This window comes from Streptomyces sp. NPDC014889, assembly GCF_043081205.1.
Classification (GTDB): domain Bacteria; phylum Actinomycetota; class Actinomycetes; order Streptomycetales; family Streptomycetaceae; genus Streptomyces.
In genome coordinates, this window is sequence record NZ_JBIBWH010000006.1 from 355,665 (window position 1) to 377,808 (window position 22,144).

Genomic DNA, 22,144 nt, shown 5'->3' on the forward strand with positions numbered 1-22,144 from the left:
TTGTCTGTGGTTGCTCGCGCAGTTCCCCGCGCCCCTTAAAACGCTTGCACTACCGCCAGCAGCGTGCCTGGGTCGACTTGTTGTCCAGGGGTCGCGTGCAAGGCTGTGAGTGTGCCCGTCAGCGGGGCCTCGATCCTGTGTTCCATCTTCATCGCCTCCAGCCACAGCAGTGGTTGCCCGGCGCGTACGGTGTCGCCGACCGCCAGTCCGTCGGCGACGCGGACGACGGTGCCGGGCATGGGGGCCAGCAGTGAACCGGGGGCGCGCTGGGCGACGGGGTCGGGGAAGCGGGGCAGGGCGGTGAGCGCGGTCGGTCCGGCGTACACCCGGTCTCCGTAGCGGGCGATCTCGTACCGGCGCCGGACACCGCCGGCTTCCAGGACGACCAGGCGGGCGTCCGCGTGCACCACCCGCACCCCCACCGCGTCGGGGGCCGGGCCCGTACGCGTGTGCCGGTAGCGCACCTCGTGTTCCTCGCCCGCCATCAGGTACCGCTTGACCTGCGGCTGCGAGGGCACGTTGCGCCAGCCGCCGAAGCGGGAGCGGCCGTGCGCGTCGGCGAGCGCGGCGGCCAGGGGCGCGTACGGGTCGGGGGCGGGCGCGGTCAGTCCGGCGAGGTGGCGGTCGTAGAAGCCGGTGTCCATACGGCCGGTGGCGAACTCCTCGTGCCGCAGGGACCGCACGAGCAGGTCCCGGTTGGTGACCGGGCCGTGGACGGCGGCCCGCTCCAGCGCGCCGGCGAGCTTGCGCAGCGCCTCCGCGCGCGTGGGGGCGTGGGCGACGGCCTTGGCGAGCAGCGGGTCGTAGTGGACGCCGATCGTGTCCCCGTCGCCGTAACCGGTGTCCAGGCGGACGCCGGGGACGGCCAGGCGGTGCAGGGTGCCGGTCTGCGGGGCCCAGTCGCTGGCCGGGTCCTCGGCGTACAGGCGGGCCTCGACCGCGTGCCCGCGCGCGGGGGGCGGTTCGGCGTCCAGGGCGTGGCCCTCGGCGACACGGATCTGCAGGGCGACCAGGTCCACGCCGAACACGGCCTCCGTGACCGGGTGTTCCACCTGGAGGCGGGTGTTCATCTCCAGGAAGTGCGCCCTGCCGTCGGCCACCAGGAACTCGACGGTTCCCGCACCGGTGTAGTCGACGGCCCGCGCGGCCCGTACGGCCAGCTCCCGCAACTCCCGCTCGGTGTCCGCGGGAAGTCCGGGCGCCGGGGCCTCCTCGACGACCTTCTGGTGGCGCCGCTGGAGGGAGCAGTCGCGCGTGCCCAGCGTCCACACGGTGCCGTGGGTGTCGGCGAGGATCTGCACCTCCACGTGCCGCCCGCCCGCGTCGCCGCCGAGGTACGGCTCGACGAACACCTCGCCGTCGCCGAAGGCGCCCAACGCCTCGGCGCGCGCCGCCTCCAGTTCGGCGTCCAGGTCCTCCAGCCGCCGTACGATCCGCATCCCGCGCCCGCCGCCGCCCGCGGCGGCCTTCACGAGGACCGGCAGGTCGGCCGCGGTGACCTCGCGCAGGGGCGGCACGCCCATCAGTTCCTTGGCACGGGTCTTGGACGCCATCGCCTCGACGGCCCGCGGGGGCGGCCCGATCCAGACCAGGCCCGCGTCCAGGACGGCCCGCGCGAAGCCGGCGTTCTCGGCGAGGAAGCCGTAGCCCGGGTGCACGGCGTCCGCGCCGGCCGCCACCGCCGCCTTCACGATGAGGTCGCCGCGCAGATACGTCTCGGCGGGCGTCACGCCCGGCAGGCGCACCGCGGTGTCGGCCACGCGCGTGTGCAGCGCGTCCTCGTCGGCGTCCGAGTGCACGGCGACCGTCCGGATGCCCAGTTCGGCGCAGGTGCGGAAGACACGGCAGGCGATCTCGCCCCGGTTGGCGACGAGCAGCGTGGAAATCAAGGGATCCCTCACATCCGGAAGACGCCGAAGCCGCCGCGCGCGCCCTCGAAGGGCGCGGTGTGGACGGCCGAGAGGCACAGGCCGAGGACGGTGCGGGTGTCGCGCGGGTCGATGACGCCGTCGTCGTACAGCCGCCCGGACAGGAACGCCGGCAGCGACTCGGCCTCGATCTGCCGCTCCACCATCGCCCGCAGCGCGGCGTCCGCCTCCTCGTCGTACGGCTGTCCCTTGGCGGCCGCCGACTGCCGGGCCACGATGGACAGCACGCCCGCGAGCTGCTGCGGCCCCATGACGGCCGACTTGGCGCTGGGCCAGGCGAACAGGAAGCGGGGGTCGTAGGCCCGTCCGCACATGCCGTAGTGCCCGGCGCCGTAGGACGCCCCCATGAGGACGGACAGGTGCGGGACGCGCGAGTTGGACACCGCGTTGATCATCATCGCGCCGTGCTTGATGATGCCGCCCTGCTCATACTCGCGGCCGATCATGTAGCCGGTGGTGTTGTGCAGGAACAGCAGCGGTACGTCCACCTGGTTGGCGAGCTGGATGAACTGGGCCGCCTTCTGCGACTCCTCGCTGAACAGCACTCCCTGGGCGTTGGCGAGGATGCCGACGGGATAGCCGTGCAGGGTGGCCCAGCCGGTGACGAGGCTCGTCCCGTACAGCGGCTTGAACTCGTCGAAGTCGGAGGCGTCGACGATCCGGGCGACGACCTCGCGCGGGTCGAAGGGGATCCGCAGATCGCCGGGGACGATCCCCAGCAGCTCCTCCTCGTCGTACTTCGGCGGCGGCGCGGCGGGCGGATCGGGGTACGCCTTGCGGTGGTTGAGCCGGGCGACGACCCGGCGGGCCTGCCGGAGGGCGTCCGGCTCGTCCAGGGCGAAGTGGTCGGCCAGACCGGACACGCGCGCGTGCATCTCGGCGCCGCCCAGGGACTCGTCGTCGCTCTCCTCGCCGGTGGCCATCCTCACCAGCGGCGGACCGCCGAGGAACACCTTGGCCCGCTCCTTGACCATGATCACGTGGTCGGACAGGCCGGGGATGTACGCGCCCCCGGCGGTGGAGTTGCCGAACACGACGGCGACGGTCGGGATGCCGGCCGCCGACAGCCGGGTCAGGTCCCGGAAGACGGCGCCCCCGGGAATGAAGATCTCCTTCTGGGACGGCAGATCGGCGCCGCCGGACTCGACGAGGCTGACGCAGGGCAGCCGGTTGGCGAGCGCGATGTCGTTGGCCCGCAGCGCCTTCTTCAGGCTCCACGGGTTGCTGGCGCCGCCGCGCACGGTCGGGTCGTTGGCGGTGATCAGGCACTCCACGCCCTCGACGACCCCGATCCCGGTGACCAGCGAGGCGCCCACGGTGTAGTCGCTGCCCCACCCGGCCAGCGGCGACAGCTCCAGGAACGGCGTGTCGGGGTCGAGCAGCAGCTCGATCCGCTCCCGGGCGAGCAGTTTGCCGCGCCGCCGGTGCCGCTCGACGTATTTCGCGCCGCCGCCCGCGAGCGCCTTGGCGTGCTCGGCGTCGAGGGCGGCGAGCTTGCCGAGCATGGCCTCGCGGTGGGCCCTGTACTCGGCGGAGCCGGTGTCCAGGGCGGAGGAAAGAACCGTCACAGGAGCGCCTCCGGTATGTCCAGGTGGCGGGAGCGCAGCCATTCGCCGAGGGCCTTGGCCTGCGGGTCGAAGCGGTGCTGGGCGGCGGCGCCCTCGCCGAGAATCCCCTCGACGACGAAGGTGACTGCGCGCAGTCCGGGCAATACGTGCCGTTCCACGGCCAGCGCCCGGCTCTCGGGCACCAGTTGCCGCAACGTCTCGGTGGTCAGCGCGTGCGCGAGCCACCGCCAGCCCTGTTCCGAGCGCGCCCACACGCCGACGTTGGCGTCGCCGCCCTTGTCGCCGCTGCGGGCCCCGGCGACGAGTCCGAGCGGGGCCCGCCGGGTGGGCCCGTCCGGAAGGGGCTCCGGCAGCGGTGGCCGCTCCACGTCCTCCAGCGCGCGCGTCTCCCCGGGCGGTGGCACGGCGACACGGCGGCCGTCGGGGAGGACGGCCACCTGCTCGACGGCGTCCTGGGGGACGTACACGGCCTCGAAGACGCCGTAGGGCGTGCCCTTCCCGGGCGGCGCCGGCATGTGGAAGCCGGGGTATCCGGCGAGCGCCAGCTCCACGGCGGCCCCGCTGAACGCCCGCCCGACGGCCCGCTCGTCCCGGTCCCGTACGACCAGGCGGAGCAGGGCGCTCGCCGTCTCCTCGGTGCCGGCGTCGGCCCGGTCGGTCCGTACGAGGTCCCAGCGCACCTCGGCGGGGGCCGGTCCGGCGGTCTTCAGCGCGTCCCGCATCTGCTGCCGCACCAGCTCGGCCTTGCGCTCGATGTCGAGGCCGGTGAGGACGAAGGCGACCTCGTTGCGGAAGCCGCCGAGGCGGTTGAGCCCGACCTTGAGCGTGGGCGGCGGGGGCTCCCCGCGCACTCCCTCGACCCGCACCCGGTCGGGCCCGTCCTGGACGAGTCGTACGGTGTCCAGCCGGGCCGTGACATCGGGCCCGGCGTACCGGGCGCCGCCCGTCTCGTACAGGAGCTGGGCGGTCACCGTGCCGACGTCCACGACACCGCCCGTGCCGGGATGCTTGGTGATCACGCAGCTCCCGTCCTCGTGGAGCTCGGCGAGCGGGAAACCGGGGTGGCGCAGCCGGTCGAGGGGGTGGTCGGCGAAGAAGGCGTAGTTGCCGCCGGTGGCCTGGGCGCCGCACTCCAGCACGTGCCCGGCGACGACGGCGCCCGCCAGCCGGTCGTACTCCTCCGGCCGCCAGCCGAAGTGGGCGGCGGCGGGCCCGGTGACCAGGGCGGCGTCCGTCACGCGCCCGGTGACCACGATGCCGGCGCCCGCGCGCAGGCAGGCGGCGATCCCGAAGCCGCCGAGGTAGGCGTGGGCGGCGAGGGGGGCGTCCCCCGCGGGGGCGGAGCCGAGGGCTCCGGGGAGGCCGGCGGTGAGGTCGTCGCCCTCGACGTGGGCCACGCGCACCGGGATGCCGAGCCGTTCGGCCAGCTCCCGCACCCGGTCGGCGAGTCCGGCGGGGTTGAGCCCGCCCGCGTTGGTCACGATCTTCACGGACCGCTCGTGGGCGAGTCCGAGGCACTCCTCCATCTGCCGCAGGAAGGTGCGGGCGTAGCCGGCCGCCGGGTCCCTGAGCCGGTCCCGGGCCAGGATGAGCATGGTCAGCTCGGCGAGGTAGTCGCCGGTGAGGACGTCCAGTTCGCCGCCGGTGAGCATCTCGCGCACGGCGGCGAAGCGGTCGCCGTAGAAGCCGGAGGCGTTGCCGATGCGCAGGGTCATCCGGCCGTCCCCTCGGGCGCCCGCCCCGCGCCGGGCGGGCCGGCGAAGGCCTGGGCTATGTCCAGCCAGCGGTCGGCGTCCGGCCCCTCGGCGCGTACCGCGAGGTCGGCGCGGTGGGCGCGCTGGGTGACCAGCAGGCAGAAGTCGAGGGCGGGCCCGGTGACACGCTGCCCGGCGTCCTCGGGACCGTACGTCCACAGGTCCCCGGAGGGGCCTCGGACCTCCACGCGGAACTCCTCCTCGGGCGCGGGCAGCCCGTGCGCCCCGAAGGCGAAGTCCCGCGCCCGCACCCCGATGCGCACCACATGCTTGAGCCGGTCGGTGGGTGCGCGCATCACACCGAGCGCGTCGGCGACGTCCTGCCCGTGCGCCCAGGTCTCCATCAGCCGCCCGGTCGCCATGGAGGCGGCCGACATGGGCGGCCCGTACCAGGGGAAACGGGCCCCGGGCGGCGCCGCCCGCAGGGCCCGGTCGAGCGCGGCCCGCCCTTCCCGCCAGCGCGCCCGCAACTCGTCCGCCGGCAGCCGGGCACCCTCCTCCGCGCCCTGGTCGACGAACGTCCCGGGAGCGGCGAGCGCCTCCTCGGCCAGCGCGCGAAACCCCTCCGGGTCGGTGACGGCGAGCAGGGCGGAGCGGTCGGTCCAGGCGAGATGGGCGATCTGATGGGCGACGCTCCATCCGGCCGCCGGCGTCGCTCGCCCCCACTCCGCGGGGCCCAGCCCGGCGACGAGCCGGTCGAGTCCGTCACTCTCAACACGCAGATCGTCGAACACCAGCGTCGGATCGGCCATGCGGGGAGCATGGCAGCGAGCCCTGAAACAATCAAGCGTGCTTGCATTAATTCACCCGAAGCCGCCGCCACGGTGATCCCAACCGCTGCCGGTCCACCGCCGGGAGCGGTCAGGTTCATGGAACGGGATCGGGCGTGATCTGCCAGATGGAGACGAGCTCGGAACGCGCGGTGACCATGTAGACGAAGAAGCCGCCCGCTACGAACGCGTGCCTGGCTCCCTCATCCGCTCCCTGGAAGGCGGGCCCGTGCAGATGAAGGGCTTCGGCGGCCCGGACGAGTTCGTCGGCCTTCTTCTCCACTTCGGCGATGAACTCGGGCGGGGCCCCGGCTGCGACGGTCTGCTCGTCGGGAACGTATTCCCAGCACCAGCTCACTCGGCGCGTACCGCCTTGGCGGCGTCACGGTAAATGCCGCCGGCCGTCGACAGGTGCTCGCGTGCCTCTTCCGGTGCGGTCGCGACCTGGGCAAGGTATTCAGCCCGGTGGTAGGCCCGCGCCGTCTCGGGATGGCGTTCGATCTCGATCAGGGCCGCCCAGTGATTGAGGTAGGCGTGAACCGGTCCGAGCGAGCCGTGTTCCACCGCTTCCGCGAGTGCCTGCTCCTTGGCCTGGTCGTAGGCCGCCAGGAGTTGAGGCGCCACGACAGCACACGCGGCGCGCAGAGCGCCCGGCGTACGTTCCGGGCGCGGGATCAAGGGCCCGTCGGGGGCTGCTTCGGTGTGCTGAAGGCTCATGGGGCTTCCCTCCGTGTCCTCGCCCGGCGGGCGACCGCGCGTCGACGCCGGGGCACGAGGCACGGAGCCGACTCTAGTCGCAACGCGCCTCACCATGCCGCTGGAGCGTCAGGACTCCAGCCGCGTCACCGCCGCCTTCGCCCGGCCCACCTGGGTACGGACCGCGCCCATGCTCGCCGCGATGACCAGGACGATCGCAACGGCCTGGAGGGCGGTGAGGGACTGGCCGAGGACGAGGAAGCCGGCGGTGGCGGCGAGGGCCGGTTCCAGGCTCATGAGGACGGCGAAGGTGGAGGCGGGCAGTCGGCGCAGGGCGAGCAGTTCGAGGGTGTACGGCAGGACGGAGGACAGCACCGCCACCCCCGCGCCCAGGGCGAACGTCGTCGGGACGACCAGCTTCGACCCGGACTCGGCGATCCCCAGCGGCAGGAACAGGAGCGCGCCGACCGCCATCGCCAGCGCCAGCCCGTCGGCCTGCGGGAAGCGCCGGCCGGTACGGGCGCTGAAGACGATGTACGCCGCCCACATCGCGCCCGCGCTCAACGCGAAGCCGACACCGACGGGGTCGAGGCTGTCGAAACTCCCGCCGCCGAGCAGGAAGACACCGGCCAGGGCCAGGGCGGCCCACACGAAGTTGATCGCGCGGCGCGAGGCCAGCACCGACAGGGCGAGCGGGCCGAGCACTTCGAGGGTGACGGCGGGGCCGAGCGGGATGCGGGCGACGGCCTGGTAGAAGAGGCCGTTCATACCTGCCATCGCGATACCGAAGGCGACCACCGTGCCCCAGTCGGCGCGCGAGTGACCGCGCAGCCGGGGCCGGCAGACCAGCAGCAGCACGACCGCGGCCACCAGCAGCCGCAGGGTCACGACGCCGAGCGCGCCCGCCCGCGGCATCAGCGTCACGGCCAGCGCGGCGCCGAACTGCACCGAGATGCCCCCGGCCAGCACCAGCCCGACGGGGCCGAGTGAGCCGAAGCGGCCCGGGGACCCGGGCGCGGGCGCGGCGGCCGGCGCGGGGGCGACCGGGGACGGGGAGGAAGATGTGGCGGCGCTGGGCGTGGTCACGGGGCGGTCCAGATACGGGGCTAGGGGTTTGTTCATCGCGCTGTACTGATGGGTCCAGGGTAGTGGACGCGGTCAGGGGCGTGAAACCCGTTTGCCACTGTCCACGACGGTCCCCTTTCCGTGGTTCACGACAGCCGCCGTACCCCGGTGGGCCCGTGGCAACCCCGCCGTCACGCGTCGGCGCGTCCCTCCAGACCCGCCGCCAGTACCTCCGCCAGATGGCGCCCCCGTACTCCGGCCAGTTGGTCCAGCTGGGTGCGGCACGAGTAGCCGTCCGCGAGGATCACCGCGCCGTCCGGGGCCCGCCGTACCGACGGCAGGAGCTGTTCCTCGGCGCAGGCGGCCGACACCGGCCAGTGGCCCCGCTCGAAGCCGAAGTTCCCGGCCAGACCGCAGCAGCCGCCGGACAGCTCGCCGGTCAGGCCGGCCGCCTCGCGCAGGCGCCGGTCGGCCGCGTCGCCGAGCACGGCGTGCTGGTGGCAGTGGGTCTGGCCGGCGACCGGGCGGTCCAGGAGGGGCGGGGTCCAGCCGGGGGCGTGGCGCCCGAGGGCCTCGGCGAAGGTCAGTACGCGGCCGGCCAGGCGGCGGGCCCGCGGGTCCTCGGGCAGCAGCTCCGGCAGGTCGGTGCGCAAGGCGGCGGCGCAGCTCGGTTCCAGGACGACGACCGGCGCGTCGGTCTCCAGCACCGGCTCCATCAGGTCCAGGGTGCGGCGCAGCACCGCGCGGGCCCGCTCCAGCTGGCCGGTGGAGACGTACGTCAGGCCGCAGCAGACGCGGCCCCGGCCGCGCAGGACGGACACGGGGTTCAGCAGCGCCGAGCCTCCGTCGCCCACCGGAGGGCGGCGCAGGCGCAGGGTCGGCGGGAGCGCCACCCGGAGGCCGGCCGCCTCCAGCACGCGGACGGCCGCCCGGCCCACGGACGGCGACAGGTGCTCGGTGAAGGTGTCCGGCCACAGGACGACCAGATCGACCGCCCTCTCCCCGCCGTCCGCCGGTGCGTACGACCGCCTGCGCCACCAACGGGTGAACGGCTCGCGCGCCAGTCGCGGGATCCCTCGTTCGGGTGTGATTCCGCCGAGCCGTTTCACCGCCGACGCGAGCGGCCGGAGGTCGGCGAGCGCGTTCAGCAGCGGCGCGGTGCGCGTCCGGGCGGCCCAGCGCAGCCACACCGGGAGCCACCCGAGGGCGTAGTGGGCGGCCGGGCGGCGCCGTCCGGCGTAGTGGTGGTGCAGGAACTCCGCCTTGTACGTGGCCATGTCGACCCCGACCGGGCAGTCCGACCGGCACCCCTTGCAGGACAGGCACAGGTCGAGCGCGTCCCGGACCTCGGCCGACCGCCAGCCGTCGGTCACCACCTCACCGGCGAGCATCTCGTGCAGCAGCCGGGCACGCCCGCGCGTGGAGTGCTCCTCCTCGCCCGTGACCCGGAAGGAGGGGCACATGACCGCGGTGCCCGACACCTCGGTCGTACGGCACTTGGCGACCCCGACGCAGCGGCGCACCGCCGCCGAGAAGTCGCCGTGGTCGGCCGTGTAGCCGAAGGCCACGTCGACCGGGCGGCGCGGCAGCACGGCGAAGCGCAGGTTGGCATCGAGGGGCGCCGGGCGGACCAGCATCCCGGGGTTGAGCAGGTCGTCGGGGTCCCACAGCCCCTTGACCCGCTCGAAGAGGGCCACCATCCGCTCGCCGTACATCGCCGGCAGGAGTTCGGCGCGCGCCTGGCCGTCCCCGTGCTCCCCGGACAGTGAGCCGCCGTGCGCCACCACCAGCTCGGCCAGCTCCTGCGAGAACCGCCGGAACCGGCCGATCCCGGTTGTCGTCAGCAGGTCGAAGTCGATGCGGACGTGGATGCAGCCGTCCCCGAAGTGCCCGTACGGGGTGCCCCGCAGCCCGTACGCGGCCAGCAGCTCCCGGAACCGCCGCAGATACGCGCCCAGCCGCTCCGGCGGCACCGCGCAGTCCTCCCACCCCGGCCACGCCTCACTGCCGTCGGCCATCCGGGTGGCCGTACCGCTCGCGTCCTCCCGGATCCGCCACAGCGCGCGCTGCGCGGCCGGATCCCCGACGATCGCGGCGTCCACGGCGTCGGCCGCCCGCACGATCGCCTCCGCACGCGCGCGTGCCTGCCCCTCCGTCTCCCCGCCCGTCTCCACGAACAGCCAGGCGTCCCCGCGCGGCAGCCCGGCGGACGCGGACGGCACCAGGTCCCGCGCCATCCCCTCGACCGTCAGCGGCCGGTACGGCAGCAGTCCGGCCGCCGCATCGGCGGCGGCGCCCTCGTCGGCGTACCCCAGCACGGCCAGCACGCGCCCGCGTGGCGTCTCGACGAGCCGTACGACCGCCTCCGTCAGCACGCCGAGGGTGCCCTCCGAGCCGCAGAAGGAGCGCGCCACGTCCGCGCCGTTCTCGGGCAGCAGGGCGTCCAGGGCGTACCCGGAGATACGGCGGGGCAGCCGCGGGAAGCCGGTCCGCAGCCGGGCGAGCTCGCTCTCCACCAGCTCCCGCAGCCCGTCCGGCGCCCCGGCCCACTCGCGGCCCGGCCGCAGCCGCTGCCCGCGCGCGGTGAGGACCGACAGCTCCCGCACACTGTCCGCGGTCGTCCCCCAGGCCACCGAGTGCGAGCCGCACGCGTTGTTGCCGATCATCCCGCCGAGCGTGCACCGGCTGTGCGTGGACGGGTCCGGGCCGAAGCGCAGCCCGTGCGGCGCGGCGGCCTCCTGGAGCCGGTCCAGGACCACGCCGGGCTGGACGACGGCGGTCCGCTCCCCGGGGTCGAGGGCCAGCACCCGGTTCATGTGCCGGGTGAAGTCCAGCACCACGCCCGTCCCGGTCGCCTGGCCCGCGATCGACGTGCCGCCGCCCCGCGCGACCACCGGCACTCCGCGCGTCCGGCAGACCTCGAGGACCGCCGCCACGTCGTCGGCGTCCCGCGGAGCCACCACGCCCAGCGGGACCCGCCGGTAGTTGGACGCGTCCATGGTGGCCAGCGCCCGGGAGGCGGCGTCGAACGCCACCTCCCCGCGCACGGCCCGGCGGAGCTCCGCCCGAAGCTCCGAAAGATCCCCGAGATCGGTCATGCGTCCAGGATGCACGCGATCGAATTCTCGGCCGTCTCACCCGGCGGAATGCGTTTCACCCGGATTTCCCCGACCCGCTACTCTCCCGTTCGTGGCTGAGATCCAGATTCCCTCTGACATCAAGCCCGCGGACGGACGTTTCGGCGCGGGACCCTCCAAGGTGCGGACGGAGGCGCTGGACGCCCTCGCCGCCACCGGCGCATCCCTCATGGGCACCTCCCACCGCCAGGCCCCGGTCAAGAACCTCGTCGGCCAGGTGCGCGAAGGCATCCGCGACCTGTTCCAGCTTCCGGACGGCTACGAGGTCGTGCTCGGCAACGGCGGCTCCACGGCGTTCTGGGACATCGCGACCCACGGTCTGATCGAGAACAAGTCGCAGCACCTCACCTTCGGCGAGTTCAGCTCGAAGTTCGCCAAGGCCGCCAAGCTCGCCCCCTGGCTCGCCGAGCCCACCGTCGTCTCCTCCGACCCCGGCACGCACCCGGAGGCGCGGGCCGAGGCGGGCGTCGACGTCTACGCCTTCACCCACAACGAGACCTCCACCGGTGTCGCCATGCCCATCAGGCGCGTGGCCGGCGCCGACGAGGGCGCCCTGGTCCTGGTCGACGCCACCTCCGGCGCCGGCGGCCTCCCGGTCGACATCGCCGAGACCGACGTCTACTACTTCGCCCCGCAGAAGTCCTTCGCCTCCGACGGCGGCCTGTGGATCGCCGTGTTCTCCCCGGCCGCGGTCGAGCGCGCCGAGCGCGTCCACGGCTCCGGCCGGCACGTCCCGGAGTTCTTCTCGCTGCCCACGGCGATCGACAACTCCCGCAAGAACCAGACGTACAACACCCCGGCACTGGCCACCCTCTTCCTGCTCAACCAGCAGCTGGAGTGGTTCAACGGACAGGGCGGCCTCGCCTGGTCCACGGCCCGCACCAAGGACTCCTCCTCCCGGCTCTACGCCTGGGCGGAGGAGTCCAAGTACGCGACCCCGTTCGTCACCGACCCGGCCAAGCGCTCCCAGGTCATCGGCACGATCGACTTCTCCGACGAGATCGACGCCGCCGCCGTCGCCAAGGTCCTGCGCGCCAACGGCATCGTGGACACCGAGCCCTACCGCAAGCTCGGCCGCAACCAGCTGCGCGTCGCGATGTTCCCGGCGATCGACCCGGCGGACGTCGAGGCCCTGACGAAGTGCGTCGACCACGTGATCGAGCGGCTGTAGCATCTGCCGGACAGAGCAGCGAAAGGGCGCCCGGCCGACAGCGGGGCGCCCGCGGTCACGGAGGCAAGGCAGGCTTCCTGCCGCCGGCGGAGGGTCCGATGAGTTTCCTCGCGTGGTTCATCCTGTTCGTCTTCGCCTGGACCGCCTGGTCGGTGTGGGGCATGCGCCGCCTGCCCGTGTGGCGGCGCGGGCTGCCCGCGCTGCTGCTCGTCACCGGCGCGACAGGCATCGTCCTCGTCTCCGAGTACGGCTCCCCCTCACCCGCGGTCCGGATCACCGAGGCCGCGTGTGTCCTCCTGACCCTCGCTTCATGGGCGCTGAGCCTGTGGGAACGGCGGCACAAGCCCGCCTCCTCAGCGACGGGCGGCTGACAGTTCGACCCTGGCGGCGACCGGCAGGTGGTCGCTGCCGGTGGTGGGCAGGGTGCGGATGTGGGTGACGGTCGCCGAGCGGGCCATGACCTGGTCGATCCGGGCCAGCGGGAAGGCCGCGGGGAAACTGAGCGCGAAGCCCCGTTCCGCGACGTTCAGCCGAGAGGTCAGCGGGGCCAGGCCACGGTCCTCGACCGTGCCGTTGAGGTCGCCCAGCAGGATCACCGTTCCCAGCTCCTCGGCCGCGACGGCCTCGCCCAGCAACCGGGCGCTCTCGTCGCGCCGGGCGGACGCGAGGCCGCTCGCCCGGACCCGCAGGGACGGCAGGTGCGCCACGTACGCCGCGACCCGGCCGTGCGGCGTGTGCACCACGGTCCGCAGCCCGCGGTTCCAGGGCTCCGTGATGTCCCGGGGTTTGATGTCCAGCGCCCGTGCACCGGTGAGCGGATGCCTCGACCAGAGTCCGACGGTGCCCCGGACCTCGTGGTACGGGTAGGCGGCGGCAAGGGTCCTCTCGTAGACCGCCAGCGCCGGGGGCACCAGTTCCTCCAGCGCGATGAGGTCCGGACCGGCGTTTGCCAGGGCGCGGGCCGTGCCCGCCGGGTCGGCGTTCTCGTCGCTGACGTTGTGCTGCACCACGACCAGTTGGCGCGCGCCGGGCGCCGCCCCTGGCAGGAGCAGCCCGCCGAAGACGTACGTCCAGGCCGCCACCGGCAGCAGCAGCGCCACCAGCGCCACGACCGAACGACGCAGCAGCGCCAGGGCGAACAGCGCCACGACGACCAGGCCGAGCCACGGCAGGAACGCCTCCAGGAGACTGCCCACACGGCCCACGGAGTTGGGCACGGCCCGGTGGAACACCAGCAGCCCGGCCGTCAGCGCGGCGAGCACGGCAAGCACTTGCCCCCGACGCCACCCCGCCCGGCGCCCCGCGTCTGCCGGCGCCTCCTGGCCCGGAGCGCTCCGCCCCGCCCGGCGCCGCGCCCACGACGGCACCACCGCCCTCAGCGCTGCCGCACCGCCGCCCGCCCGCACCCGACCCACCCCGGCTTTCGCTCCACTCGGTCTCTCAGATCAGGACGATCAGCCGAGTGGATCAGTTTCCGCCATCCGGGAGTGAATGCGCGCGCCGCCCGGTCCCCCGACCACGAGGCGCCCGGCACCAACCGGCCGGGCGCCTCGCCGTCGTCACGACGCCGTGCAGCTCAGGCTCGGCGCAGCCCCGCTCCCGGGTGCGCCCCCGAAGCCGAAGGAGGTCGAACCACCGGCCGCGACCGCCCCGTTGTGGGCGGCGTTGACCGCGGTCACGGTCGCGCCGCTCTGGGTGTACGAGGCGTTCCACATGTTGGTGACCTTCTGGGCCCCGCTCCAGGTCCAGGTCACCTTCCAGGACTTGATCGCGGTGGGGCCGGTGTTGGTCACCGTCACATCGGCGTTGAAGCCGCTGCCCCAGTCGCTGCTGACGACGTACGTGGCCCGGCAGGCGATCTTGCCGCCGCCGTCGCCGCCGCCGTTGTCACCGCCGCCCCCGGTGCTCGGGAAGCCCGGCGCCTTGACGGTCGCCAGGTACCCGTCCTTCACCGTGTCCACGCTCTGCCAGTCGTCCTTCAGGATCCCCCCGGTGTCACCGGAGTTGGGGTTCCAGGACCAGAACGTCCAGTGGAAGGAGTCGCCGCCGTACGTCGAGGTCGGGCGCAGGTAACCGACCAGCGCCGCCAGCCACTTCTGGTCCACGGTGGACTGGAGCGTGGTGCCGAACTCGCCGACCCACACCGGGGCGATGTTCTGCTTGAAGATGTAGCCCCAGTACTTGTCCCAGACGCCCGGCATGTTGCTGGGGAAGGACGGGTCGGTGAACCAGCTCTGCTGGGCGACGCTGGTGGCGTAGTCGTGGGCCGAGTACACGACCCGGTTGGCCACGTCGAGCCGCACCGGGTACTGGCCGACGCCCATCAGGTTGCCGCCCCACCAGCCGGAGACGCCGTTGAAGGTCTGGATGCCCTCGACGAAGATCAGCACGTCGGGGTTGACGGAGAGGACCGCGTTGCCGGCCCGCTCGGCGGCCAGCCGCCAGTCGGTCGCCTGGTCCCCGCAGCCCCAGCAGGCCGGGTCGTGGGGCTCGTTGTGCAGGTCGATGCCGATGACCGTGGCATTGCCCTTGTAGCGCGACGCCATCGACTTGAGGTTGGCGATCCACGTCGACTCGGGGACGGAGGCGGTGTACCAGAGGGCCGACTGGCCGCCCGAGTCCGGCCGGTGGCGGTCGAGGATGACCTTCAGGCCGTCCTGACCGGCGTACGCGACGAGCTTGTCGATGACCTGCAGGGAGTTCAGCCCCTGCAGGTCGGCGTTCTTGCCGGCGGAGAAGTCGATGCTGGAGGGCATCGCGCCGGACTTGAAGATGTCGTCGCTGTAGGGCAGCCGGATGGTGTTGTAGCCCAGCGACTTCATCTGGTCGATCATGCTCTTGTAGTCGCGGGACCACAGGCCGTGGACGACCTGGTTGCTGGTCTCGAAGCCGAACCAGTTGATGCCGGCGATCCGGACGGACTGTCCGGACGCGTCCAGGATCTGGCGTCCGCTGGTGTGCCAGTAACCGGCGCCGCCCGCGGTGGGGGCCGCGTGCGCGGTGGCCGGCAGGCCGAGTCCCAGGCCCAGCGGTAACAGGAGCGCCGCCGCGCCAGCGCACAGCGCTCTTCGCAAGGTGCGGAACATTTGCTGCTTCCTCCCGAGGGGGCCGCGGGACCGGAACGAGTGGGAGCGCTCCCACACACCCGCGCCTCCCAGTGGAAGGCAGGCGGCGACCGCCCGTCAAGAGCGCCGACGCAACAAACGCCCCAGCCCCCACACCGCGGCCACCACACCGGCCACCGCGGCGACGGTGCCCACGCCGAAGCGTCCGCCCCCGTCCAGGCCGGCCCCGGTGGAGCCCGAACCGCCTTGTTTGGAGGGAGACTTGGCGGAACCGTCGGCCTCCGGCGCGTCGCGCACCTGCACCGGGCTGTCGGAACCCTCGCTGCCGTAGAGCAGCTTGGTGCCGTCCACGCTGTAGGTGACGGACTCACCCTGCCTCTGGAGCGGCACGTCGAGCTGGCCCGCGCGCTTGATCCTGCCGCCGTTCCAGTCGTAGTGGATGCCGCCGAAGTAGCCGCGCACGGCGAGGTGCGTGCCGTCGGGGGACAGGGCGGCGTCGGTGGCCCACAGGTCGACGGGGGCGATCGGCTCGAAGACGTTCGTGCCCGAGGGGGACAGTTCGGCCGGGCCCTCGTAGAGGTGACCGCCGTCCTCCTTCTTGTCGATGATGTAGACGCGCCCCGTCTTCGGGTGCACGACCATCGACTCGGCGTTGCGCGGGCCGTCCGCGTACTTCACGACGTACTGCGTGGCCCGGATCGTCTGGTCCTTCAGCTCCTTCGGCTCGGGCAGCCGGTAGATCCACACGTACGGCCAGGAGCCGTCGAGGTTGTCGCCGATGTCGCCGACGTAGATCTGATTGCCGGGCCCGATGGAGATGGCCTCCACGTCGCGGGGTTTGCCGATGCCGCTGAGGGTGACGGTGGCGACGGTCTCGCCGGTCCTGCCGTCCACGGCGTAGATCTGCGGGCCGTAGCCGCTGTCGTTGTGCGTCCAGTAGACGCCCGGGTGCAGGTGCGAGGCCGCGAGACCGCTGGACTCCTTGATCCGCGGGTCCTTGATCGTGAACCCGTCGTCGCCGCCGGCGGCAAGGGCGGCGGGCGCGGCCAGCACACCCACGAGGAGGGCCCCGGCGAGCAGGGCGAACGGTCGGCGCATCCCCCAAGCGTGCCATCCCGCACGCATGTTCACACGGCGTGGTGGGCCTCACGTCGCGCCGCTCCCGCCCGTCGTTCATGATGAGCGGATGCTCAGGTTCATGCCCGTCGGTGACTCCATGACGATCGGCAGCGCGGGCGAGCACACCTGGCGCTACCGGCTGTGGCAGCACCTGTGCGGAACGTACGGCGGCCCGTTCACGCTCGTCGGCCCGCGCGAGACGCTCCACGACAAGTCGGCGGACGCGCCGGTCTCCCTCGCCTACGCCGATCCGGACTTCCCCCGCGCCCACCTGGCCGGCTGGGGCGAGGGCTGGGGGCACATGGTCCCGCTCATCGGCGACGCGGTGCGCGAGTGCCGCGCGGACGTGCTGCTGGTCTCGCTCGGCCTGATCGACCTGGGCTTCTACACGAACGCCGAGCAGACGGCGGTGAACGTGGAGGCCTTCGTGCGGCGGGCACGGGCCGCCAACGCGCGCGTCCGCGCGGTCGTGCTCCCGGTGATCCCGAACATCCGCGTCGCGGCCGACCCGCCCTTCGCCGCGCAGACGGACCGCTTCAACGAGCTGCTGGCCAAGGCGGTGGCCGACCTGGACGAACCCCGCTCCCCGCTGCTCCTGGCGGCCCCGCCGCCGACGTACGACATCGCACACGGACACCTACGACGGCACCCACCCGAACCAGAGCGGCGAACACAAGATCGCGAGCGCGTTCGCGGGGGCGCTGCACCGGGGGTGGGGGTGGGGCGGGGAGTACGAGGGTTACGAGGGCTGACCGCTCACTGGCATATGCACGCCGCCCCGTGACGCGGGCGCCGTGCGTATCGTTGTACCGCGCGGTCGCGCTCGTCCGTGAGGCGACTGGGGAGGAACGCCACGATGACCGTCCTGGAAGACAGGATCACGATGGCCGACGAGAACGTCGAGCGCCTGGACCTCTGGTTCCAGCGCTTTGAGCGGATGCCCGTCCCCGAGGGTTACAAGGCGGAGATCGTAGGGGGCAGCGTCTTCATGACGCCGCAGCGGGACATCCACTGGGAAACCATCCGTGAAATCCTCTGGGCTCTCGAAGATCACTTCGGAAGACGCCGCACGCGTGTGTTCACGGACGTCCGCATCGACTTCCCCGGCCTGGAGAACGGCTTCTGCCCCGATGTGGCCAAACTGCGCGAAGGCGCGGCAAAGGACCCCGACGGCCGCTGGCGGCACGAGGACGTCGACTTCATCGCCGAGGTCATCTCCAAGGGAACGGCCCACAACGACTACGGCCCCAAGTTGATGGCCTACGCGCTCGCCGGTGTTCCCGTGTACCTCATCGCCGACCCTTACCAGGGCAGGTGCCATCTGTACACGGAGCCCAAGGAGGGCTCCTACACCTGTGAGCTGCGTGTGGACTACGGAACCGACGTCGACATGAGCACCACTCCCCTCGGCCTCGTCCTCAGGACCGACGAGTTCCCCCGCGACTGACCACCGCCCGCACCCCGTCCGCAACCCCCCTTGCATCGAGCGCACTCCAAGACGTTGGCTTGTGGACCATGAAGTACACACAGCTCGGACGCACAGGACTCAAGGTCAGCCGACTGGTGCTCGGCACGATGAACTTCGGTCCGCAGACCGACGAGGCGGACAGTCACGCGATCATGGACGCGGCGCTGGACGCGGGGATCAACTTCTTCGACACGGCCAATGTCTATGGGTGGGGCGAGAACAAGGGCCGCACCGAGTCGATCATCGGCAACTGGTTCGCCAAGGGCGGGGACCGGCGCGACAAGGTCGTCCTGGCCACCAAGGTCTACGGGAACATGGCGCCGGACAACTCCGACGTCTGGCCCAACCACGACAAGCTCTCCGCCGTGAACATCCGGCGGGCCGTGGACGCCAGCCTCAAGCGGCTGCGGACCGACCACATCGACGTCTACCAGTTCCACCACATCGACCGGGACACTCCCTTCGAGGAGATCTGGCAGGCCGTCGACGTACTGATCCAGCAGGGCAAGATCCTCTACGTCGGCTCCTCCAACTTCCCCGGCTACAAGATCGCCCAGGCCAACGAGATCGCCGCGCGGCGCTCCGGCACCATCGGGCTGGTCAGCGAGCAGTGCCTGTACAACCTCGCCGAGCGGCGCGCCGAGATGGAGGTGATCCCGGCCGCGCGGGACTACGGCCTCGGGGTCATCCCCTGGTCGCCGCTGCACGGCGGCCTGCTGGGCGGTGTGCTCAAGAAGCAGGTCGAGGGCGGCCGGCGCGCCTCGGGACGGTCCGTCGACGCGCTCGCCGACGCCGCCATGCGCGACCGGATCCAGGCGTACGAGGACCTGCTCGACAAGCACGGTCTGGAGCCCGGCGAGGTCGCGCTGGCCTGGCTGCTCACCCGGCCCGGCGTGACCGGCCCGATCGTCGGCCCGCGCACCGCCGAGCAGCTCGCGTCGGCGCTGCGGGCGGTCGAGCTGGAGCTGAGCGAGGAGCTGCTGGCCGGGCTCGACGAGATCTTCCCGGGTCCGGGTCCGTCGCCGGAGGCCTTCGCCTGGTAGGGCGCCGGCAGACGCCTGCCGCGCCGCCCGGGCGGCCGTACCCGACACGGCGTCGGCCGTACCCGCCCTGCGTCCGTGCTCCGCGTCACCTGCCGAGCGCGGACGCCAGGGCGACGACGGCGAACATCAGCACGAGCACAACGGCCATGATCCGGTTCCGGGTTTTCGGGTCCACGTACTCGAGACTAACCGGCCGCCCGCAGTGGCCAGCGGCCGACCGGTTCGTAGCGGGGCTGTTCCCCCGGCACCCCGGACGTCGGCAGCAGGCTGCGCACGAGGACCAGCTCCTCCACGGTCCAGGCGCTGCTCGCGAAGTCGCGCAGCGCCTGGACGTACGGCCGTACGTCCAGGCCGTCCCGGCCGCGCGCCACCGTCAGGTGTGCCTTGTAGGGGCGGTGCTCCCCCATCGGCACGCCCGCCTTCCGCGCCGCCGCGTCCGCGCGCCCGGCCAGCAGCCGCAGGGCCGCGAGGTCGCCCTCCGCACCCGTCCACAGCGCGTTGCCCCGCCCGAACCGCCCTCCCCCGCGCAGCGCGATCGAGAAGACCCCGGTCCGGTGCGCGGCCGTCTCCAGCCGGGCCGACAGCGCGGGCACGACCTCCTCGTCGACCTCGCCGTAGAAGGCGAGCGTGAAGTGCCACCCGGGCCGCTCGGTCCACCGCAACTGCTCCGCCCCGGGCAGCTTCCGCAGCTCCGCGACCTCCTCTGCGAGCCCCCGGAGCACATCCTGCGGCGGCAGCACGGCGGCGAAGAGTCTCATGCCACCAGTGTCCCGCCCCACACCGGGTGTGACCTGGTCGCCGTTCGTCTCGTTGTACCGCGCGGCTGCGCGCGACCAGGCGGCAGCGGGGAGGAGCAGCACAGTGGCAGCTCCGGCGGACAGGAGCGAGACGGCCGGCCACAGCGACGGGCCCACCCTCGACGAGATGTTCGCGTGGCTGGAGCAGATGCCCGTCCCGGAAGGGTTCAAGACCGAGATCGTCGGGGGCGCCGTCTTCGTCACGCAGCAGCGGGACACCCACTGGGAGATCATCCTGGACGTCATCGAACAGTTGCGCGCCAAGTACCCGCGCAAGCGCGTGAAGTCCGACGTCCGCATCGACTACCCCGGACACCTCAACGGCTTCGCCTCCGACGTCGTCGCCCTCGCGGAGGGTGCCCGAAAGGACGAGAAGGGTCACTGGCGTCCCGGGGGCGTCGAGCTGGTCGCCGAGGTGATCTCCCGGGGCACGGCCAGGAACGACTACGGCCCGAAGAAGGACGCCTTCACGGCAGCCAGAGTGCCGGTGTACCTGATCGTGGATCCGTACACCGGCACATGGCACCTGCACACTCTGCCGAAGGACGGCGAGTACCGGGGTGTCCTCAGTCTCGACTTCGGTGACGAGGTCGATCTGAACGACACCCCGGTCGGCCTGGTCCTCAGGACCGACGAGTTCCCCCGCGACTGACCCGTTCCCGCCGGACCGGACGTCCTCGTTCTATGCCACCGCGGCCAGTTCCTTCCCCCGGTCGCGGGGGACCAGGTTCACGTGGGGGTGGCCGTGGCGCCAGGCGATCGCGAGGCGCAGGCCGCCGACGCGGGTCAGGACCAGGCCGATGGTGGCGGCCGCGGCGAGGGAGACGACGCCGCCCACGGCGAAGCCGACGCGGGCGCCGTAGGCGTCCGTGATCCAGCCGACGAGGGGCGCCCCCAGCGGCGTGCCGCCCATGAACACCATCATGAACAGGGCCATCACCCGGCCGCGCATGGCCGGGTCGGTGCCCATCTGCACCGCGGTGTTCGCCGTGACGTTGACCGTCAGGCCGAAGACCCCGATCGGCGCCATCAGCAGGGCGAACAGCCAGTACGACGGGGCCGTCGCGGCGACGACCTCCAGCGCGCCGAAGGCGGCCGCGGCCGCGATGAGCACGCGCAGCCGGGCGGTGCCCCGGCGGGCCGCGAGCAGGGCGCCGACCAGGGAGCCGACCGCCATCACGGTGTTGAAGAGGCTGTAGGCGCCGGCTCCGGCGTGGAAGACGTCGTCGGCGTAGGCCGACAGCCAGACCGGGAAGTTGAAGCCGAAGGTGCCGATGAAGCCGACCAGGACGATCGGCCAGATCAGCTCGGGACGGCCGGCGACATAGCGCAGGCCCTCGCGGAGCTGGCCCTTGCCGCGCGGGGCGCGCTCGACGACGTGCAGCTCACGGGAGCGCATCAGCAGCAGGCCGGCGATCGGCGCGACGAAGGACAGGCCGTTGGCGAGGAACGCCCAGCCGGTGCCCACGCCGGTGATCATCAAGCCCGCGACGGCGGGACCGATCAGCCGCGCGGACTGGAAGTTCGCGGAGTTCAGGCTGACCGCGTTCTGGAGCTGCTTCGGGCCGACCATCTCCGAGACGAAGGACTGGCGGGCCGGGTTGTCCAGGACCGTGGCCAGGCCGACCGCGAACGCGGCGACGTAGACGTGCCACACCTGGACGTGGCCGGTCAGGGTGAGCGCGGCGAGCGCGAGGCCGGTGACGGCCATGGCCGACTGGGTGCCGAGCAGGGTGGGCCGCTTGGGCAGGCGGTCCACGAGGACGCCGCCGTAGAGGCCGAAGAGCAGCATCGGCAGGAACTGCAGGGCCGTCGTGATGCCGACGGCGGCCGAGGAGCCGGTGAGGCTCAGGACCAGCCAGTCCTGCGCGATCCGCTGCATCCAGGTGCCGGTGTTGGAGACGACCTGGCCGAGGAAGAACAGGCGGTAGTTCCTGACCCTCAGCGAGCTGAACATCGAGGACTTGCGGGTGGGGTCGGGGGCGGTGCGGGAGTCGTGGGTGGTCGGTGCGGGGGCGGAGTCTGCTCCGGATCCCGTACTCAAAAGGGTTCGCCTCCTTGGCCGGCTGCTCGCTCGCCGAGTGGTACGTGTTCTACAGGTGGGCGAGCTTCTCCAGTACGGGGGCGGCGGCGCTCAGTTTGGCCCACTCGTCCTCGTCCAGACCCTCGACCAGGCCGGCCAGGAAGGCGTTCCGCTTGCGGCGGCTCTCCTCCAGCATCGTTTCGGCCTGGGCGGTCCTCGTGACCACCTTCTGACGCCGGTCCTCGGGGTGGGGCTCCAGGCTGACCAGCCCCTTGGCCTCCAGCAGCGCCACGATGCGGGTCATCGACGGCGGCTGCACATGCTCCTTGCGGGCGAGCTCGCCCGGCGTGGCGCTTCCGCAGTTGGACAGGGTGCCCAGCACCGACATCTCGGTGGGGCTCAGCGACTCGTCGACGCGCTGGTGCTTGAGCCGACGGGACAACCGCATCACGGCGGAGCGCAGGGAGTTCACGGCGGCAGCGTCGTCGCCATGGGTGAGGTCCGGCATGTTCTTTAGCGTAACTCATTACTCTCGCTAAA

Annotated in this window: 19 protein-coding genes and 1 pseudogene; 6 read left to right on the forward strand and 14 right to left on the reverse strand. The window is 72.6% G+C overall.

What is annotated here, in order from left to right:
* Positions 1-35: 35 nt before the first annotated feature.
* The 8 genes from ACF09J_RS14495 to ACF09J_RS14530 all read right to left on the reverse strand — a co-directional run bounded on the left by ACF09J_RS14495 (position 36) and on the right by ACF09J_RS14530 (position 10,879).
* Positions 36-1,889 carry an acetyl/propionyl/methylcrotonyl-CoA carboxylase subunit alpha gene (locus ACF09J_RS14495; protein WP_392305737.1) on the reverse strand — a complete coding sequence of 618 codons (1,854 nt, stop codon included), beginning with the start codon at positions 1,887-1,889 and terminating at the stop codon, positions 36-38.
* 8 nt (positions 1,890-1,897) lie between these two features.
* On the reverse strand, positions 1,898-3,496 hold the full coding sequence (locus ACF09J_RS14500; protein ID WP_392305738.1) for an acyl-CoA carboxylase subunit beta: 1,599 nt from the start codon (positions 3,494-3,496) through the stop codon (positions 1,898-1,900).
* Positions 3,493-5,211, reverse strand: coding sequence for an acyclic terpene utilization AtuA family protein (locus ACF09J_RS14505; protein WP_392305739.1), 1,719 nt, complete (start codon positions 5,209-5,211; stop codon positions 3,493-3,495). Before ACF09J_RS14505 ends, ACF09J_RS14500 begins: the two co-directional genes overlap by 4 nt.
* Positions 5,208-6,002, reverse strand: coding sequence for a TIGR03084 family metal-binding protein (locus tag ACF09J_RS14510; RefSeq protein WP_392305740.1), 795 nt, complete (start codon positions 6,000-6,002; stop codon positions 5,208-5,210). Before ACF09J_RS14510 ends, ACF09J_RS14505 begins: the two co-directional genes overlap by 4 nt.
* A 115-nt stretch (positions 6,003-6,117) precedes the next feature.
* Positions 6,118-6,378: a hypothetical protein gene (locus ACF09J_RS14515; RefSeq protein WP_392305741.1), complete on the reverse strand. Its 261-nt coding sequence runs from the start codon at positions 6,376-6,378 to the stop codon at positions 6,118-6,120.
* On the reverse strand, positions 6,375-6,737 hold the full coding sequence (locus ACF09J_RS14520) for a DUF6247 family protein (protein ID WP_392305742.1): 363 nt from the start codon (positions 6,735-6,737) through the stop codon (positions 6,375-6,377). Before ACF09J_RS14520 ends, ACF09J_RS14515 begins: the two co-directional genes overlap by 4 nt.
* Positions 6,738-6,845: 108 nt before the next feature.
* Entirely contained in the window at positions 6,846-7,802 is a 957-nt protein-coding gene (locus ACF09J_RS14525; protein WP_392305743.1) for a DMT family transporter, read from the reverse strand.
* A gap of 170 nt (positions 7,803-7,972) precedes the next feature.
* Positions 7,973-10,879 carry an FAD-binding and (Fe-S)-binding domain-containing protein gene (locus tag ACF09J_RS14530; protein ID WP_392305744.1) on the reverse strand — a complete coding sequence of 969 codons (2,907 nt, stop codon included), beginning with the start codon at positions 10,877-10,879 and terminating at the stop codon, positions 7,973-7,975.
* 91 nt (positions 10,880-10,970) lie between these two features.
* On the opposite strand from ACF09J_RS14530, the gene serC reads away from it, so the two are divergent.
* Both serC and ACF09J_RS14540 read left to right on the forward strand, forming a co-directional pair.
* The gene (gene serC, locus ACF09J_RS14535; RefSeq protein ID WP_392305745.1) at positions 10,971-12,089 is read left to right on the forward strand and encodes a phosphoserine transaminase; all 1,119 of its coding nucleotides are present in this window, start codon (positions 10,971-10,973) and stop codon (positions 12,087-12,089) included.
* Positions 12,090-12,187: 98 nt separating this feature from the next.
* Positions 12,188-12,460 carry a hypothetical protein gene (locus ACF09J_RS14540; protein ID WP_392305746.1) on the forward strand — a complete coding sequence of 91 codons (273 nt, stop codon included), beginning with the start codon at positions 12,188-12,190 and terminating at the stop codon, positions 12,458-12,460.
* Here ACF09J_RS14540 and ACF09J_RS14545 read toward each other — a convergent pair.
* The 3 genes from ACF09J_RS14545 to ACF09J_RS14555 form a co-directional block, all read right to left on the reverse strand.
* Positions 12,443-13,360: an endonuclease/exonuclease/phosphatase family protein gene (locus ACF09J_RS14545; protein WP_392305747.1), complete on the reverse strand. Its 918-nt coding sequence runs from the start codon at positions 13,358-13,360 to the stop codon at positions 12,443-12,445. The two genes, ACF09J_RS14540 and ACF09J_RS14545, sit on opposite strands and share 18 nt — an antisense overlap.
* 288 nt (positions 13,361-13,648) lie before the next feature.
* On the reverse strand, positions 13,649-15,175 hold the full coding sequence (locus ACF09J_RS14550; protein WP_392305748.1) for a cellulase family glycosylhydrolase: 1,527 nt from the start codon (positions 15,173-15,175) through the stop codon (positions 13,649-13,651).
* Between the two features lie 96 nt (positions 15,176-15,271).
* On the reverse strand, positions 15,272-16,252 hold the full coding sequence (locus ACF09J_RS14555) for a WD40 repeat domain-containing protein (protein WP_392305749.1): 981 nt from the start codon (positions 16,250-16,252) through the stop codon (positions 15,272-15,274).
* An 88-nt stretch (positions 16,253-16,340) separates the two neighbouring features.
* On the opposite strand from ACF09J_RS14555, the pseudogene ACF09J_RS14560 reads away from it, so the two are divergent.
* The 3 genes and pseudogenes from ACF09J_RS14560 to ACF09J_RS14570 all read left to right on the forward strand — a co-directional run bounded on the left by ACF09J_RS14560 (position 16,341) and on the right by ACF09J_RS14570 (position 18,784).
* Positions 16,341-17,025 (forward strand): annotated as a pseudogene (locus ACF09J_RS14560) (GDSL-type esterase/lipase family protein).
* Between the two features lie 104 nt (positions 17,026-17,129).
* Positions 17,130-17,720: a Uma2 family endonuclease gene (locus ACF09J_RS14565; protein WP_392305750.1), complete on the forward strand. Its 591-nt coding sequence runs from the start codon at positions 17,130-17,132 to the stop codon at positions 17,718-17,720.
* A 68-nt stretch (positions 17,721-17,788) separates the two neighbouring features.
* A complete protein-coding gene (locus ACF09J_RS14570; protein ID WP_392305751.1) occupies positions 17,789-18,784 on the forward strand; it encodes an aldo/keto reductase in 996 nt (331 codons plus the stop codon).
* A gap of 185 nt (positions 18,785-18,969) precedes the next feature.
* Here ACF09J_RS14570 and thpR read toward each other — a convergent pair whose 3' ends face one another.
* Positions 18,970-19,542 (reverse strand): RNA 2',3'-cyclic phosphodiesterase, encoded by a 573-nt coding sequence (gene thpR / locus ACF09J_RS14575; protein WP_392305752.1) that lies wholly within the window; start codon positions 19,540-19,542, stop codon positions 18,970-18,972.
* A gap of 103 nt (positions 19,543-19,645) precedes the next feature.
* Between thpR and ACF09J_RS14580 the strand changes: the two genes are divergently transcribed.
* The gene (locus ACF09J_RS14580; protein WP_392305753.1) at positions 19,646-20,233 is read left to right on the forward strand and encodes a Uma2 family endonuclease; all 588 of its coding nucleotides are present in this window, start codon (positions 19,646-19,648) and stop codon (positions 20,231-20,233) included.
* Between the two features lie 30 nt (positions 20,234-20,263).
* Here ACF09J_RS14580 and ACF09J_RS14585 read toward each other — a convergent pair whose 3' ends face one another.
* Together ACF09J_RS14585 and ACF09J_RS14590 are read right to left on the reverse strand one after the other, a co-directional pair.
* Positions 20,264-21,625 carry an MFS transporter gene (locus ACF09J_RS14585; protein WP_392305754.1) on the reverse strand — a complete coding sequence of 454 codons (1,362 nt, stop codon included), beginning with the start codon at positions 21,623-21,625 and terminating at the stop codon, positions 20,264-20,266.
* Between the two features lie 49 nt (positions 21,626-21,674).
* On the reverse strand, positions 21,675-22,112 hold the full coding sequence (locus ACF09J_RS14590) for a MarR family winged helix-turn-helix transcriptional regulator (RefSeq protein WP_100568981.1): 438 nt from the start codon (positions 22,110-22,112) through the stop codon (positions 21,675-21,677).
* Positions 22,113-22,144 lie beyond the last annotated feature (32 nt).

Coding starts and splice junctions, on each gene's coding strand:
- ACF09J_RS14540 (WP_392305746.1), top strand. CDS start 12,188: ATGAGTTTCCTCGCGTGGTTCATCCTGTTCGTCTTCGCCTGGACCGCC.
- ACF09J_RS14555 (WP_392305749.1), bottom strand. CDS start 16,252: ATGCGCCGACCGTTCGCCCTGCTCGCCGGGGCCCTCCTCGTGGGTGTG.
- ACF09J_RS14570 (WP_392305751.1), top strand. CDS start 17,789: ATGAAGTACACACAGCTCGGACGCACAGGACTCAAGGTCAGCCGACTG.
- ACF09J_RS14565 (WP_392305750.1), top strand. CDS start 17,130: ATGACCGTCCTGGAAGACAGGATCACGATGGCCGACGAGAACGTCGAG.
- ACF09J_RS14520 (WP_392305742.1), bottom strand. CDS start 6,737: ATGAGCCTTCAGCACACCGAAGCAGCCCCCGACGGGCCCTTGATCCCG.
- thpR (WP_392305752.1), bottom strand. CDS start 19,542: ATGAGACTCTTCGCCGCCGTGCTGCCGCCGCAGGATGTGCTCCGGGGG.
- ACF09J_RS14530 (WP_392305744.1), bottom strand. CDS start 10,879: ATGACCGATCTCGGGGATCTTTCGGAGCTTCGGGCGGAGCTCCGCCGG.
- ACF09J_RS14505 (WP_392305739.1), bottom strand. CDS start 5,211: ATGACCCTGCGCATCGGCAACGCCTCCGGCTTCTACGGCGACCGCTTC.
- ACF09J_RS14550 (WP_392305748.1), bottom strand. CDS start 15,175: ATGTTCCGCACCTTGCGAAGAGCGCTGTGCGCTGGCGCGGCGGCGCTC.
- ACF09J_RS14510 (WP_392305740.1), bottom strand. CDS start 6,002: ATGGCCGATCCGACGCTGGTGTTCGACGATCTGCGTGTTGAGAGTGAC.
- ACF09J_RS14590 (WP_100568981.1), bottom strand. CDS start 22,112: ATGCCGGACCTCACCCATGGCGACGACGCTGCCGCCGTGAACTCCCTG.